This window comes from Enterococcus sp. DIV0806c (assembly GCF_051710905.1).
Lineage (GTDB): Bacteria > Bacillota > Bacilli > Lactobacillales > Enterococcaceae > Enterococcus_B > Enterococcus_B mundtii.
Map to the genome: position 1 here is coordinate 470,133 of NZ_JBIOLO010000001.1, position 15,382 is coordinate 485,514.

Below are 15,382 nucleotides of genomic sequence, written 5' to 3' on the forward strand. Positions count from 1 at the left end.
TTTTGTCCGAAGACAAGATGCTTTGCTATTTTTGTTTGATCTGCCTAGGAATGGATGCCCTATTTTTCTTTCAATGGAACGACCGTTTCGCGTTTGATCAAACGATGGGGGATCACTAAGCGTACACCATTGCTCACTTCTTCATGGATCAGTTCTTGCAATTTTTGCATCGCGACTCGACCTAACTCAGAGATATCGATGTCGATACTTGTTAAGTAAGGATGCATCAATGTAGAAAAAATCGAGTTATTGAAACTGATCATCGAAAGGGTTTCCGGGATGATATAGCCATACATTTGGGCGAGTTGCATCGTGCGTAAAGCAAAAATATCATCGATAACAACTAGCGCTGTCGCTTCAGCTTTTTTTAAGATCGTGTCAAAATCTAAGTAATCTTCAGCCTGTTCCAAGGTCACACTTGGTTGGGCGTTCAGTCCTGCTAACATCATCGCTTTTTGATAACCGAAATAGCGTTCAAAGTATAAACTTTCATGTGTTGTATTGGTCACGAAAAGAATATTTTTATGGCCATTATCGATCAAAAATTCGGTGGCTTGCTTTCCTAGCAGTTGATTGTCGTTATCAATGTAGATGATTTCGTTCTCATGATGGTACGGTTGTCCGATCAGTGTGAACGGAATCTGTTGTTCATAAAGATAATCGATGACTGGATCGTCACTATCGGAGTAGACTAGGATAAAACCATCAACTTGTTTTTGTAAATGCATCCGCTGAACGTTCTCTAATAAGACGTCGAAACTTTTTGCGGTAGCAATAGCTGTTGTCACACCGTGATGTCGTGCTTCTTCGTTGATTGCTTCCATGATTTCTAAATAAAACGGGTTGCCAAGACGTTCTTTGGAATCGAGTGGTGGAAGAATGACACCTACAGCACTTGATACACGTTTACCAAGATTTCTCGCTGTGATATTGGGGACATATCCTAGTTCATCCATGATTTTTCGTACTTTCTTTTTCGTTGTTTCGGAAATACTTGGATGGTCATTGATCACGCGAGAAACAGTAGATGTCGCTACGCCTGCTTTTTTTGCAACATCCTTCACTGTAATTGCCATAAGTTAAATCACCTTTCTTTTTCATCGTCCATCGTCTTTGAAACCAAGCTAAATAAAACTGGTTAAGTGAATGTACTAAATTCATAAGTTGTTTGGCTGACACGTTCTTGTCCAGGGCGTAGCGTAATCGAGCCAAACTCCGGAAAATGAACGATATCTGGTATTTCTTGTGGTTCGATCGCTAAGCCAAAATGAGAATGCATGTTTTGACCGTTGATCTGTAAATCGGCATCGAACCCAGTTGTAGAAAATAATACCATACTTTTGTTCGTAGTTGCTATATTCATTTGGCGACCGGAAGCTTCTTCTGATAAAGTTAAGCTATTTTTGGTGAGTTTAGGCGTATTTAATAAAAAAACGTCATCAAGACCTGAAGGATACTTGGATAAAATCTCTGTCAGTGTATTTGGTTCTTGAAAATTGATTGGTAAGTCCGCTTTGTCTAGTGTTTCCCCTGTAGGTAATTTGTCATGATCCAAAAGTAACAAGCTATCTAATTGAATCTGGAGTTGATGGGAATCGATATCACGTTTTCCATTTCCAGATAGATTGAAATAGGCATGGTTTGTCGGGTTGCAAATCGTTTCTACTACACTGTTGGCTTTAGTGATCATCACTAATCTATTTCCTTCTAATTGATAGGTCACAGTCGCGGTGATTGGTCCAGGATAACCTGAAAATGTATCTTTTAAATAAAAGACGACACCCACTGCTTGAGGGGATTTGAATACTTCTACCTCCCAAAACTGAAAGGACCAGCCGTTTGTTCCGCCGTGGATATGATGGTTGCCATTATTTTTTTCTAGTTGGTTAGGGCCCCATTCACCATTTCTAATCCTACCTGCCACTGGACCAACCGTTGCACCGAAAAAACTATGATCAGATAAAACATCTTGAAGATTGTCGTAAGAGAGTAAGATATTTTCCCTTTGTCCAACTCTATCTGCTGTGAATATTTGATGCAAGCGAGCGCCATAATTGAGAAGAACGACTTCTAGCTCGTCGTTCTTCAATGTGATTTTTTTTAGATTTGTTTGTTTGATGGGGAGGACAGAGATGCTTGGTTCAGACATCTTTGCGCCAAACGTGTTGTAGATAGTCGAGTGTTAACGAAGACGTATCAGCGACGATCGGAATGTCCTCCCCAAGATCTTCCTTGCGTCCAACTCCTACAGGATAAGCACCACTTGCGATGATCGCTTGGATGCCTGCTTTTGCATCTTCAATACCTAAACAATCAGTCGCCTCTAATCCGATTTCTTTAGCTGCTAATAAAAAGATATCAGGGGCGGGTTTCCCACTTGCTACTTTGCTAGGATCAGCAATCGCATCAAAGTAATCCGTCAATTGCATTTTATCTAGTAACAATGGCCCGTTTTTACTAGCAGAAGCTAAGGCGATCTTGATGCCAGTGTCCTTTAATTCTGATAATAAAGGAACGATACCCGGAAATACGTCTGCTGGCGTGATTTCTTGGATCATTTCTAGATAATACTCATTTTTACGTTTAGCTAAAGCAGCGAATTCTTCGTTTGAAAAGTCATTTTCTTTCTTGCCATAAGCAAGAAGCAATGTTAATGAATCTTCTCGGCTGACCCCTTTTAATTGTTCGTTGAAGTTTCGGTCGATTGAAATCCCGATTTCTTCACCAAGTTTTTTCCAGGCGCGATAATGGAATTCTGCTGTGTCGGTGATGACACCGTCTAAATCAAATAGGACACCTTTAAACATGTGCATCGTCCTTTCTTAATGGAATCGTCAATTGATCTGTTAGCTCTTGTGTTTGTCCATACACAGTCAATTCCAGTGACTCACCATTCAGTAATGTAAATGTGACTTGTTCCTCAGAAACAGCGATGAAAATCAAGCGACCGCGGTAATTGATATGGAAAGAATAGGCATTCCATGTGTTTGGTAAAAATGGTGCAAAAGATAATTCGCCATGGGCGGTTTTCATTTGTGCAAAACCTTGAACGATCGCTAACCAACTACCTGTCATTGACGTGATATGCAATCCATCTTCTGTATCGTTGTTATAGTTATCCAAATCTAAGCGAGCAGTACGTTGGTACATTTCGACCGCTTTTTCTTCCAAGCCAAGTTCAGCAGCTAAAATCGCATGGATACTTGGAGAAAGAGAAGATTCATGAACCGTCATCGGTTCATAGAAATCAAAGTTCCGTTGTTTTTCTTCTTTTGTAAATTCTTCATTGAAGAAATAGATACCTTGTAACACATCCGCTTGTTTAATGAAGCAAGAACGCAAGATCTTATCCCAAGACCATTTTTGGTTCAATGGCAATTCGCTAAGTGGTAGATCAGAAACCGGCATCAAATCTTTGTCGAGGAATGTATCATGTTGGACAAAAATTCCTTGTTCCTCGTCGATCGGGTAGTACATGTTTTCGACGATATCTGCCCATCTTGCTAATTCTTCTTCGCTGATTTCAATTGTTGTTTCTTCTTTGAACGCTAAATAATTTTCACGAGTATAACGAAGGACCCATGCAGCGATCGTATTCGTATACCAATTGTTATTGATATTGTTTTCGTATTCGTTCGGACCAGTCACGCCGTGGATCATATACTTGTTTTGACGTTTGGAGTAATGGACACGATCCGCCCAGAAACGAGCAATCTCAGCCAATACTTCAAGTCCTTCCTTTTTCAGATAAGACGTATCGCCAGTATAATTTGTATAATTGTAGATCGCGTAAGCAATCGCACCGTTACGATGGATTTCTTCAAAGGTGATTTCCCACTCATTGTGGCACTCGACACCTGTAAAGGTCACCATTGGATAAAGTGCGCCTTTCAATCCTTGTTGTTGGGCATTATGGATGGCTTGTGGTAACTGATTATGACGGTATTTCAATAAATTTTTTGTGACTTCCGGGTCAGCTAATGCCAGATATAATGGCACAGCGTAAGCTTCTGTATCCCAGTACGTCGCACCGCCGTATTTTTCACCAGTAAAGCCTTTTGGTCCAATATTCAAGCGTTCGTCTTCTCCATAATAAGTAGAGAACAATTGGAAAAGATTGAAACGGATTCCTTGTTGCGCTTCATCGTCGCCTTCGATCACTACGTCAGCCAATTCCCAACGTTTTGCCCAAGCGGTTGTTTGTTCTTTTTTTGCTTCATCATAATGAGTAGTTAACTGATCAAATTCATCCATAAGTGTTGCCACTTGTTGTGCTTCAGGGATATCACGACTTGTCAAAATCAAGACTTCTTTATCCACGACCACAGGATCATTTTTTGTTAGATCATACGAGAATACACCTTGTAACGCTAATGTTTGTTCTTCAAATATAGGTGTCGCTGCTTCTCCATTGATAAAATGACGCATGCCTGCAGTGACGGTGAATTGCTCAATATCAAATGCATTAGGAATGGTCTTTGTTGTCAAATAACCGATCGAGTCTTTTGTGCCACGGTCGATCTGATTCCAGAAATGCTCATCGTAGTTACTATCTTCATTTTGAACATTTCCATCTAGTTTCGAAACAAATTTTACAGTGGCAGAGCCGGCGATTAATTCAACCTTTACACGAATATAGGCCGCTTCGCTTTTAACAATACTCAAGAAACGTTCAAATGAGAAACGAACTTTATTTGTACCTGTCGTAATCGTAAATTGACGAGATAAGACCCCGTTTTTCATATCTAATTCCCAAGAGAAATCTTCTGGATCTAGTGAAGCTAAGTCAATCAATTGGTCGTTGATGTAAATATCCATTGCAATAAAATTTACTGCATTGATGACTTTGCCGAAGTATTCAGGATAGCCGTTTTTCCACCAACCCACACGAGTTTTGTCGGGATACCAGATACCTGCTAAATAAGTGCCTTGGTGATGATCCCCAGAGTACGTTTCTTCAAAGTTACCACGCATTCCCATGTAGCCGTTTCCGATACTTGTCAATGACTCTTGTAAACGCAAGTTTTCTTTATCTAATGTTGTCGTGCTGATTTTCCAAGGGTCGATTTGGAATAAGCGTTTGATTTGTTTCATGATTCTCCTCCTAAATGTTTCATTTCTTAGGTTTATAATAAACGCAACCGGTTGCGTCAGTCAATAGTAAACTGATAAATACTCAATCTTTTTTATTGGCGGACACTTCGCAAGGGGATGGAAAGCATACTTGTCATAGTTTATCTATATAATTCTTAATATATTAGATGTATCATGCTTTTGGATAAAAAAATAAATAAAATAAAAATAAAGCATTTACAAAAAAAGGAATTACCTCTATAATACGGATTAACGAAACCGATTGCGTAAAGGAGAGATAGAAATTGAAGAAAATGTTTAGTTTTGATTTTTGGCAGAAATTTGGAAAGGCTTTAATGGTCGTTGTAGCAGTTATGCCAGCTGCTGGTTTAATGATCAGTATCGGGAAATCGATCCCATTGATCAACCCGAACATGGCAGCACTTGTCACTACGGGTGGCGTTCTTGAAAGTATTGGTTGGGCAATTATTGGGAACTTGCATTTATTATTTGCATTAGCGATAGGTGGTAGTTGGGCAAAAGAACGAGCAGGTGGTGCATTCGCTGCCGGAATCTCGTTTGTTTTGATCAATCGGATCACAGGAGCAATCTTCGGTGTCACAACAGAGATGTTAGCAAACGAAGATGCTTTCACACATACGTTGTTCGGTACACGAATCATGGTGAAAGGATTCTTTACGAGTGTCTTAGAAGCTCCAGCATTGAATATGGGGGTATTCGTAGGGATCATCGCTGGGTTCGTCGGTGCGATGGCTTATAACAAATACTATAACTACCGTAAATTACCAGATGCACTTTCTTTCTTTAATGGGAAACGATTTGTTCCTTTTGTAGTGATTCTTTGGTCAACGATCGTAGCTCTTATTTTGGCAGCAGTCTGGCCAGCCATTCAAGCAGGAATCAACAACTTTGGTTTATGGATTGCACAATCGCAAGATAGCGCACCAATTTTAGCACCATTTTTATATGGAACATTAGAACGGTTATTACTACCTTTTGGTTTACACCACATGTTGACGATTCCAATCAACTATACGCAATTAGGTGGAACATATGAGATTCTATCTGGCGCACAAGCCGGTACACAGGTATTTGGTCAAGATCCATTATGGTTAGCATGGGCAACTGACTTAGTGAACCTGCGAGGTGCAGGAGACATGGCACAATATGAATTCGTCTTGAATAATTGGACACCGGCACGTTTCAAAGTCGGTCAGATGATTGGTTCTTCTGGTATTTTGATGGGGATGGCGCTTGCGATGTATCGCAATGTCGATCCAGACAAAAAAGCAAAATACAAATCCATGTATTTCTCCGCTGCTTTAGCTGTCTTTTTAACAGGGGTAACAGAACCACTAGAATTTATGTTTATGTTTGCGGCAGTTCCACTGTATGCGATCTATGCAGTGATCCAAGGGGCAGCTTTTGCGATGGCGGATATCTTACCATTACGTGTCCACTCCTTCGGGAATATCGAATTATTGACGCGAACACCATTAGGGATCAAAGCAGGACTTGGCGGCGATTTGATCAACTTCGTCATCTGTGTCATTCTCTTTGGCGTAGTCACTTATTTCTTAGCAAACTTCTTGATCAAGAAATTCAACTTTGCGACACCAGGACGTAACGGAAACTATGACAATGATAGTGAAGAAACAACCGCTGGCACGACAACAGGAGCTGCGGATCAACAAGTTATCCAAATCATCCATTTATTAGGTGGAAAAGAAAATATCAAAGACGTGGATGCTTGTATGACGCGTTTACGTGTAACAGTGGCAGATCGAGGCAGAGTTGGTTCAGAAGACGCGTGGAAACGTGCTGGTGCAATGGGCTTGATCGTCAAAGACAATGGTGTCCAAGCAGTTTATGGGCCAAAAGCAGATGTGTTAAAATCAGATATTGAAGATTTGTTGCAATCAGGGGCAGATATTCCTGAACCACAAGTCAAAGAAGTCGTGATGGAAAAAGAAACAGCGACAGCAGCATTAGGAATCGAAAAAGAATTGTACGCAGTAGCCAAAGGAGAAGTGATTGCTTTAGCAGCGGTCAATGATCCAGTATTCTCACAAAAAATGATGGGTGACGGTTTTGCAGTCATTCCTGAAACAGATACGATCACTGCTCCAGTAGCGGGTAAAATCGTTAGCGTATTCCCAACGAAACACGCCATCGGGATGGAAACAGCTGAAGGCGCAGAAGTACTGATCCACATGGGAATCGATACTGTCCAAATGGCGCAACCTGCATTTGAAGTATCTGTGAAAGAAGGACAAGAAGTCACACCAGGTATGCCGATTGCACGCATGGATCTTGCAAAAGTCAAAGAACAAGGAAAAGATACAACGATCATGGTTGTTTTCACTGATGATAAAGTGAAAGAAATTGCGATCACCACCCTTGGTTCTGTTGAAATGGGTACAGAAATCGGAAAAATCAAGCTATAATAAATAAAAGAAGTGATCAGAGATTGTGACGAAAAAGCGAGACGATTGAGGAGAGATTTCTTCAATGATCAGCGCTGACGTAGCAGTCTCTGATTTTTATGTAAAAATAGAAGAGAGGTTCCGAAAAAATGAAAATAATGACATTGAACACACATAGTTGGTTGGAAAAAGAACCAATAACTAAACTACAAGAGCTTGCAGACAAGATTTTAGTTGAGAGCTATGATGTAATTGCTTTGCAAGAGGTCAATCAACTGATTGAAACAGAAATCGTAAATGAACAAGAGCTAGTCGGTTTTTGTCCAGTAACGAATCAGACCCCCATCCACAAAGACAATTTCGCTTATTGTTTGATCCAACGACTGGCAGAAGCAGGAGAATCCTATTTTTGGAGTTGGGAAATGAGTCATATTGGTTATGACAAGTACGAAGAAGGAAACGCTATTTTATCAAAGGCTCCTTTGGATAGTCGGGCATACATAGTGTCTGAAACAAAAGAAAAAGAAAACTACCGTACACGCATGATCCTTGTTGCCAAAACAGTTATTGACAATCAATCAATCGTTGTCGCAAGCTGTCATTTCTCTTGGTGGTCAGATATAGAAAAGGGCTTTGCCTACGAGTGGCAATTCTTACAGAAAGAACTCCTAACTTATCAAATACCTTGCTTGTTGATGGGTGATTTTAATAATCCAGCAGGTGAGAAAGGGTATCGCTTAGTTAATGAAGATAACCAATTGAACATCAAAGATTCATATGTTTTAGCCGAACAAAAATCTGAAGAAGCCACGATCGATAAAAAAATCGATGGCTGGGAAAACAATACAGAAGCACTGCGGATCGACTATATTTTTGTTCCAGCACAGAGTAAAGTCAGTACGTATACGCGCGTCTTTGATGGGACGAATGGCCCGGTCGTTAGTGATCATTTTGGGGTAGCTGTGGAAATGGAGCTATAAGATAGGTGCTTTTTGCCGTAGGTGGACTCACTCAAATAAGTTTGATGAGGTAAACGATTGGATTGATCAAGATAAAGCGAACGAATAAGAGCTGACAAGTCTTAGGATTTTTCATACCCACCTGCTTACGTTTTATATAACGATTAACTAAGAGAATGTCTGCTGAGAAAGGATAAATTATCTACTCTCGAATTTTAAAACTAAGCGAGGGTGTGACAGTCAATCTGTCACACCCTCGCTTATTCTTATGCCTAGATGATAGATGTTTCACATAATCTAAAAAATGATAGTCTAGCTGATTTTTACATTTTTTTCTTTCCTAAAATTAAACTTTTGTGAAAGATAGATGCCTAAAAAGGATAGCCAACCCGCAATAGTCGCAGCAACAACAAAGTAGAAATAGACTGGAAGGTCATAATAGAGAATGATTTCGTTGATGCCATTATGCTGCTTGACGATCGGTGTCCCGATATCGGTCAATTCAATATCCGTTAATTTCTGTCCATTTTGCATCAAAACGGTGCGATCATAAACAATGACTGGTACATGAACAGTTGGCTCACCAGTGTTTTTCCATTTGATGCTCAACCGACCATCAGGATGGGATTTGATAAACGTTGTTTCATTTTCTAAAATTTCTTCATTGTAGCGATCGTATTTATTCGCTGTCGTTTGTTTATAGATCGGCAAATAGTCTGGTGTTGTCTTTTGGAAAACAAATAAACTTTTCGACATATCACGACTATAGAAGGTTTTTCTTGCTTCATCAGGTGTATCGAACAAATACGTATGACGACTGACAAAGGTTTCATCTTCCCATTTATCGAGGTGACGGTATAAGTTTTGGATGGTTTGAACAGAACTGATCAGGATCAGTAAGGTCGCAGCTATCCGTAACCAGGTTTTGTTTTCCCAACGATTGGCGACAATCGCAAAGTAAAGTAAGAAAAGCAAGGTAAATGGAACAAAGAAACGAAACGGAAACTGGATCAAGCTAATAAATGGTACTTCGTTTTCAACTAATGTATTCCAAGGGATCAGGCTGGTTGAAAGTAAGAAGAACACAACGCTTGTGCGCAACAAAAGTTTTGGAAACAGTTCTTCTCTTTTTCGGAACAATAAGAAACATAAAAATCCAGCAAATAAAACGACAGGTAGGATTTTCGGATAATTCAACCAGTAACTTCCCTCAAGATTGATTGATTTCTCTGTCATGCGTCGATTGACGAAAGGTGGAAGAATCTCATTCCCACTGTAAACCATCGCCATACCTACCCAGATGTTTGCCGTTAGGATAAAGTAAAGCAAAATTGATTTCCCTAATTGTAAAAGAGCTTTTCCCTTGTTGGTTTGTGTGAAGAAATAATACCCATAAAAAGGAATATACATCAATACTAGCATCACAGAAGATAGCAGATGGATCTGTGTCATCAATGCAATCGCCGCAGTTACTTTGAGGACAGGGAATTTTTTATGCACGATGAAATCAACGAGCGGGATCATACATAAAGGATAAAATACTGTTCCCCAGCTCGTAAAACCTTGATTGACAGCCCAATATTGGATCGAATAGGTCGTCATGAACAGGACTGAAACCGGTACACTTACCCATTCACGTACTTTTACATAACGCAACAAAGTCAACATGGACCAACCTGCGATAAGGAAGAGGATAAAATTCGATAAAATCTGGTAATGATACCAACTTCTAGCAACGAGTACGATCAACCCTTGAAAGTATGAGAATAAGGGACCGTAGATTGCATTGACGATCCGACCGCTTTGTTGAAAGCCATACATCGATGGGAAGTAGTGTAAGTCTCCGTGAATAATTTGTTGGGCTGCATCATAAAAACGATTGTAATGAAATGGCGCATCAGCCCCGATGATCAATTTGTGTGATAATATATTTGGCAATACGAAAATAATTGCGAAAATAAAAATCAAAAAATATGGTCTATATTTTTTCAACTGTTTGGCTCCTTTTCATATAATAACTAAACTTATCATAAAGGTTAATGAAAAGAGAGGCAAGGAATTAGAAAAAATTTGAAAATAACATGAAATTATTTATGTAAATCATAAAGAAATCAATTGGAAAAGTTAAATGACCACATTTATTTACAATAAAATAAAGGGTAGAAACAAAAGCCTCCGTTTATAATGATCAAAAAGCCACTGGTCTTCATCAATTGAAGGAGTGGCTTTTGATTTTATACGAGTGAGGTAGAGTGATTATTTATTGATGCGACGGTAGTTTTCGTCGAAGTAACGACCTTCACGAATGTCTTTTGGCATGCCTTCATAAGGTTCTTCGCTAATTACATCTTCATTATCAACACCCGCATCACCCATATAAGTAATTGTCGCAAATTCTGGAACGACTAGTTTTGGGTATGTTTCATATTTTTCACGAGCAGCTTCCATTTCCGCAATATGTTCGTTTTGGAAAGTGACAGTGATCTCTGGATGTTCTTCGACCCATTTAGGGAAGAAAATCGTGCCATGGAGTTTTTTCTCATTTGGCATAAAGTCTAAAGCAACGTCTGTACCAGTTGGTTCAGTCCAAGTGATTTTAAAAACACCATCTGTTAATTTTACAATATCTGCTTCTTGATCTTTGACCCAACGTCCTTTGACCATTCCGCCATGAATACGATAGTCAACGGTGTGGTCATTTTTTGCATACCATTCATATTCCCAACCATTGTCATAAGTATAGATAAAGTGAGTTCCAATAAAATCTTCTAAGTTTTTGAATTGTTTCATGTAAAACATCTCCCTTTAAATTGAAACATGTAATAATTTACATGTTTTTGATTACGTGATTATGATAGAATGATTTTGAGAGAATGTCAAGGAGGAAATTTTGATGGCTAGAAAAAATACATTACGCTATATATTACTGGGATTACTGAGCAAAAAAAATCAAACGGGGTATGAATTGAATCAAGCATTCAAAAATGAAATCGGTGAATTCTGGCAGGCAAAGCATAGTCAGATCTATCCTGAACTGGCCAAAATGGAAGAACTAGGAATCATCAAACATGAAGTAGGCATTACTGGAGTCAAGCTAGAAAAGAAAATTTATCAGCTGACTGAAGAAGGGCGTGTTTTGTTAAACGAATGGATCCATGCCTCGCCAAATGAACTTCCAGTCAATCGAGACGAATTTGTCTTGAAACTTTATTTTGTAAAAGATATCAATGATCCAACATGGATCGAGATCCTTGAACAGCAAAAGGAGCTTCATGAAGAAAAAAGACAGCATTTATTCGCCCGACAACAAGTGATTTTTCCAACAGAAAAAGAGCAACATGCAAATTATGGCCATTACCTGATCTTGTCTCACGCAATCAATCGAGAAACCGAATATATCAATTGGTTGACACAAGTATTGGAACAAGAAATAAGAAAATAAATGGAAAGTTTATGACAAACAACTTAAAAAGGCGCCATCCACAAAAACTTGAAAAACAATTTTCGTGGATGGCGCCTTATTTCTCTAGGCTGAACACTTCTGTCCCGACCTCGTGGTGGCTTTTTTATTTAACTGTAGCATGTCGCTATAAGTTCTAATGGAGTAAAAAAATCAACCTGCGATCTTTCTTATTTTTCCAGTACTTTTTTAGGATCGATCGTTTCATCTGCTGGGAAGATTTTATAGGACAGTTCATCCGTTTCTTCGTCATGAATAATACATAACTGTTCCATATCGTTAAAATCACCGATCAAAAGGAGTGTGTAACGTTCATCAATTAACTGGATATCTTTAATGGATTTTGAGAATACTTTTCGGACATGGCTCATTTTGTTTAAACGTTCTTGTGCTTTTTCAGCGGCTTTGGTCAACGTGTACCCTTCATCTAAAAATTTCTTGATGATCTCAACTTTGACCACTGTCGGTAATCGGTATTTTCTTGAACAATTCGCGTCAGCAGTAACGGATTGAATAAAGCCTTTTTGTTCCCAGTATCTCAATTGTCGTGGTGAAACTCCGACGATCTCACTCAATTCACTGATGCCTACTAATAAATGGTCATTTTCCAATAATTGTTTAAGTGAAGCCCCCACCATTCGTCACACTCCTTTGTTGGTTGTTCCCTTAATTATACTTTTGTTGACTATCGTGTCAAGTAGGTTGACAAAAGTTAAAAATAGGAATAAAGTATCTTAGTGATTTCAGAAAACATTCAGAAAGAAGGCGAAATATGAGTAAGAATCAACCCGTAGATATTTACGGAAAACCATATAATCGTACACTATTAGTTGTCGTGTTATTGATTGGGACATTTTGTACGGTCTTGAATCAGACCTTATTGACAACTGCTTTTCCAGCATTAATGAAAGCTTTTGATATTTCAGCTTCTGATGTGCAATGGTTGACAACAGGATTTTTACTAGTGAACGGGATCATGATTCCGATTACTGCTTGGTTGATCAATAAATTTAGTTCTAGAAAATTATATCTGTCAGCTATGACGATTTTTTTGATTGGAACGATTACCTGTTTTACTGCTCCTAACTTTAGTACGCTACTGATTGGACGTTTGATCCAAGCGTGTGGTGTAGGGGTATCTATGCCATTATTGCAAAATATCATGCTATCGATCTTCCCACCAGAAAAAAGAGGTTCTGCTATGGGAATGTCTGGGATCGTTATCGGATTAGCCCCAGCATTAGGCCCAACACTATCTGGTTATATCATTGATAACTATCATTGGCGCGATTTATTTGGAATGGTTATTCCAATCGTCGTTCTTGTTTTAGTACTTGCGTTCTTTTTGATGAAGAGTGTGATTCCTTTATCCAATCCAAGTATCGATATTTTCTCTGCCATTCTTTCAACAATTGGATTTGGTAGTTTGCTGTACGGATTTTCAAGCGTAGGAGACGCCGGTTGGGGAAGTACGAAAGTAATCAGCTTCTTGATCGTTGGTGTGATTTTCATCGCCGCATTTGCTTGGCGCCAATTACATTTAGAACATCCATTCTTAGAGTTGCGCGTTTTTAAATCACCAACCTTTATGATTGCAGCGATCCTAGCAGGCGTAACGAATATGGCGATGGTCGGTGCGGAAATGGTCGTGCCATTGTATATTCAAAATATTCGTGGAGAATCGGCATTCCACTCTGGCTTGATGTTGCTTCCTGGTGCATTGATCATGGGTGCCATGATGCCAATCACTGGTGCGATTTTTGATAAACACGGGGCAAAACGTCTTGCGATTGTTGGGATGTTCATCCTAACAGCAGCTACAGCACCTTTTGCCTTCTTGACTGAAACGACACCTGTTTTGTATATCGTCATTCTTTATGCGATCCGAATGTTTGGGATCTCAATGGTCATGATGCCGGTGACAACATCAGGAATGAATGCTTTACCTAACAACTTGATCAGCCACGGAACAGCGGTGAACAATACCTTCCGCCAAATCGCAAGTTCGATCGGAACTGCGATTTTGATCAGTGTGTTGACGAATGTTACGAAAGATAATCTACCAACGGATGCTGTGTTGAAAAGTACACCTTTAGCCTATAAAGATCAAGCAATCAACGCGACTTTATCTGGTTACCATGCGGCCTTCTTTGTCGCAATCATATTCGGCTTGATTGGTTTTGCGATTGCTTTCTTCTTAAAAAGAAAAGAACCAGTAGTGGTGGAAGTGGGGGATAACGCATGATTATTTTCGTATTGATTGCCAGTGTCATTGCTTTTGCTTTGACGAATGTGTTTGCCAAAAAAAGGTGGCAAACACTTCTTTCACTCGTCTTTGGCTTACTGTTTGTTCTCTCGTTAGGGCTGATCGTAGGAAATATCACTAATCATTTTGGTATGGAAGAAGTGACAGAAACAAAAACGACTCCGCTCGTTTCCAGTGCGGATCAGTCAGACGTAAATATGTTGCTTTATCAGTCACTAGGAGATGGGACAGAAAAAGTCTACTTATATCGAACAGATGACAAGCAAAAAGAACCAAAAGCTACTGGCACAAAAAATGAAACAAATAAGGTTGAACAAACGGATGGCAAAGCAGAAAAAGTCAGTGAAACAACTTATTGGGTCTATAAAAATGACCAATACAAATTCTGGTTCAACTTAGCGGATAATAACCATGAATATGAACGCCGGGTCAATACGTTCAAACTTCCGAATGATTGGATCGAATTAAGTACTGACCAAGCTTCTGAGTTGGCAAAACGTGTCGAAGAACAAAAAAGCACGATGGAAGCCGATGCACAAAAATTTGTCAAAGAAGGCTTGATGAAGGCTATTGCCCAAAATCCAGCGATGTCTCAAGAAGAACAACAACAAGTATCAAAAGACTTAGCGACAGCTTATCAAAAACAAGCATTGGCAAAATTAGTCGCAGAAGTGAAGAAGTAAAAGGAAAACTGTTCGTACTCAGGTCTTTTCAGCCGAGTACGAACAGTTTTTCTTATTGTTGATTCAATCGGTTCCATTTCTTTGTTATACTGAAAAAAAGGAGGGGAAATAATGACTGAAATACATAAATTTGAATCTAAAATCTATGCCTCTGAAGTTGGTAAAGGTGGCGCATACGTCATCTTTCCTTATGATGTGAAGGCATTGTACAATGTTGGAAGAATCAAGGTTTCTGCCACTTTTGATGGTGAACCCTATGAAGGTAGCATTGTGAATATGGGCATAAAAAATGAAGACAGCACGATTTGTTATATCTTAGGGATACGCAAAGACATTCGCCAAAAGATTGGTAAGGATATTGGCGATATAGTGAAAGTAACCGTTGTCAAAACATCCGGGTGAATTATTACTTTACCGCTAGTCATATCTTGTCTCTCAAATTCAAACAAATAGTGTGATCAAATTAACAGTTGCGGAAAGAAAAAAATCCACAG

The 15,382-nt window shown here is 39.2% G+C and carries 13 protein-coding genes; 6 read left to right on the plus strand and 7 right to left on the minus strand.

Going from position 1 to position 15,382, the window contains the following annotated elements; translation table 11 throughout:
- Positions 1-59: 59 nt before the first annotated feature.
- The 4 genes from IGK77_RS02240 to IGK77_RS02255 all read right to left on the minus strand — a co-directional run bounded on the left by IGK77_RS02240 (position 60) and on the right by IGK77_RS02255 (position 5,094).
- Complete coding sequence (locus tag IGK77_RS02240; RefSeq protein WP_074800424.1) at positions 60-1,076, minus strand: LacI family DNA-binding transcriptional regulator; 1,017 nt, start codon at positions 1,074-1,076, stop codon at positions 60-62.
- 62 nt (positions 1,077-1,138) lie between these two features.
- Positions 1,139-2,149, minus strand: a complete 1,011-nt coding sequence (locus IGK77_RS02245; RefSeq protein WP_074800421.1) for an aldose epimerase family protein — start codon at positions 2,147-2,149, stop codon at positions 1,139-1,141.
- Complete coding sequence (gene pgmB / locus IGK77_RS02250) at positions 2,142-2,807, minus strand: beta-phosphoglucomutase (RefSeq protein ID WP_074800418.1); 666 nt, start codon at positions 2,805-2,807, stop codon at positions 2,142-2,144. The genes IGK77_RS02245 and pgmB overlap by 8 nt, the downstream gene beginning before the upstream one ends.
- A complete protein-coding gene (locus tag IGK77_RS02255; protein WP_074800416.1) occupies positions 2,800-5,094 on the minus strand; it encodes a glycoside hydrolase family 65 protein in 2,295 nt (764 codons plus the stop codon). The genes pgmB and IGK77_RS02255 overlap by 8 nt, the downstream gene beginning before the upstream one ends.
- Positions 5,095-5,378: 284 nt before the next feature.
- On the opposite strand from IGK77_RS02255, the gene IGK77_RS02260 reads away from it, so the two are divergent.
- Both IGK77_RS02260 and IGK77_RS02265 read left to right on the plus strand, forming a co-directional pair.
- A complete protein-coding gene (locus IGK77_RS02260; protein ID WP_074800414.1) occupies positions 5,379-7,541 on the plus strand; it encodes a PTS transporter subunit IIBC in 2,163 nt (720 codons plus the stop codon).
- Between the two features lie 128 nt (positions 7,542-7,669).
- Entirely contained in the window at positions 7,670-8,500 is an 831-nt protein-coding gene (locus IGK77_RS02265) for an endonuclease/exonuclease/phosphatase family protein (RefSeq protein WP_074800412.1), read from the plus strand.
- A 291-nt stretch (positions 8,501-8,791) separates the two neighbouring features.
- On the opposite strand, the gene IGK77_RS02270 is transcribed toward IGK77_RS02265, so the two are convergent.
- On the minus strand, positions 8,792-10,471 hold the full coding sequence (locus IGK77_RS02270) for a hypothetical protein (RefSeq protein WP_065096534.1): 1,680 nt from the start codon (positions 10,469-10,471) through the stop codon (positions 8,792-8,794).
- 264 nt (positions 10,472-10,735) lie between these two features.
- Positions 10,736-11,269 (minus strand): phenolic acid decarboxylase, encoded by a 534-nt coding sequence (locus IGK77_RS02275; RefSeq protein ID WP_023519065.1) that lies wholly within the window; start codon positions 11,267-11,269, stop codon positions 10,736-10,738.
- Positions 11,270-11,372: 103 nt separating this feature from the next.
- Between IGK77_RS02275 and IGK77_RS02280 the strand changes: the two genes are divergently transcribed.
- Positions 11,373-11,921, plus strand: a complete 549-nt coding sequence (locus tag IGK77_RS02280; protein ID WP_074800411.1) for a PadR family transcriptional regulator — start codon at positions 11,373-11,375, stop codon at positions 11,919-11,921.
- Between the two features lie 188 nt (positions 11,922-12,109).
- Here IGK77_RS02280 and IGK77_RS02285 read toward each other — a convergent pair whose 3' ends face one another.
- Positions 12,110-12,577, minus strand: coding sequence for a MerR family transcriptional regulator (locus IGK77_RS02285; RefSeq protein WP_074800409.1), 468 nt, complete (start codon positions 12,575-12,577; stop codon positions 12,110-12,112).
- Between the two features lie 134 nt (positions 12,578-12,711).
- Here IGK77_RS02285 and IGK77_RS02290 point away from each other — a divergent pair, with 134 nt between their 5' ends.
- The 3 genes from IGK77_RS02290 (at position 12,712) to IGK77_RS02300 (ending at position 15,290) form a co-directional block, all read left to right on the plus strand.
- On the plus strand, positions 12,712-14,184 hold the full coding sequence (locus tag IGK77_RS02290; RefSeq protein WP_074800407.1) for an MDR family MFS transporter: 1,473 nt from the start codon (positions 12,712-12,714) through the stop codon (positions 14,182-14,184).
- Positions 14,181-14,888 carry a DUF4811 domain-containing protein gene (locus tag IGK77_RS02295; RefSeq protein WP_074800404.1) on the plus strand — a complete coding sequence of 236 codons (708 nt, stop codon included), beginning with the start codon at positions 14,181-14,183 and terminating at the stop codon, positions 14,886-14,888. Before IGK77_RS02290 ends, IGK77_RS02295 begins: the two co-directional genes overlap by 4 nt.
- Before the next feature lie 111 nt (positions 14,889-14,999).
- Positions 15,000-15,290, plus strand: a complete 291-nt coding sequence (locus IGK77_RS02300) for a DUF1905 domain-containing protein (protein ID WP_074800402.1) — start codon at positions 15,000-15,002, stop codon at positions 15,288-15,290.
- The last annotated feature ends 92 nt before the right edge of the window (positions 15,291-15,382 follow it).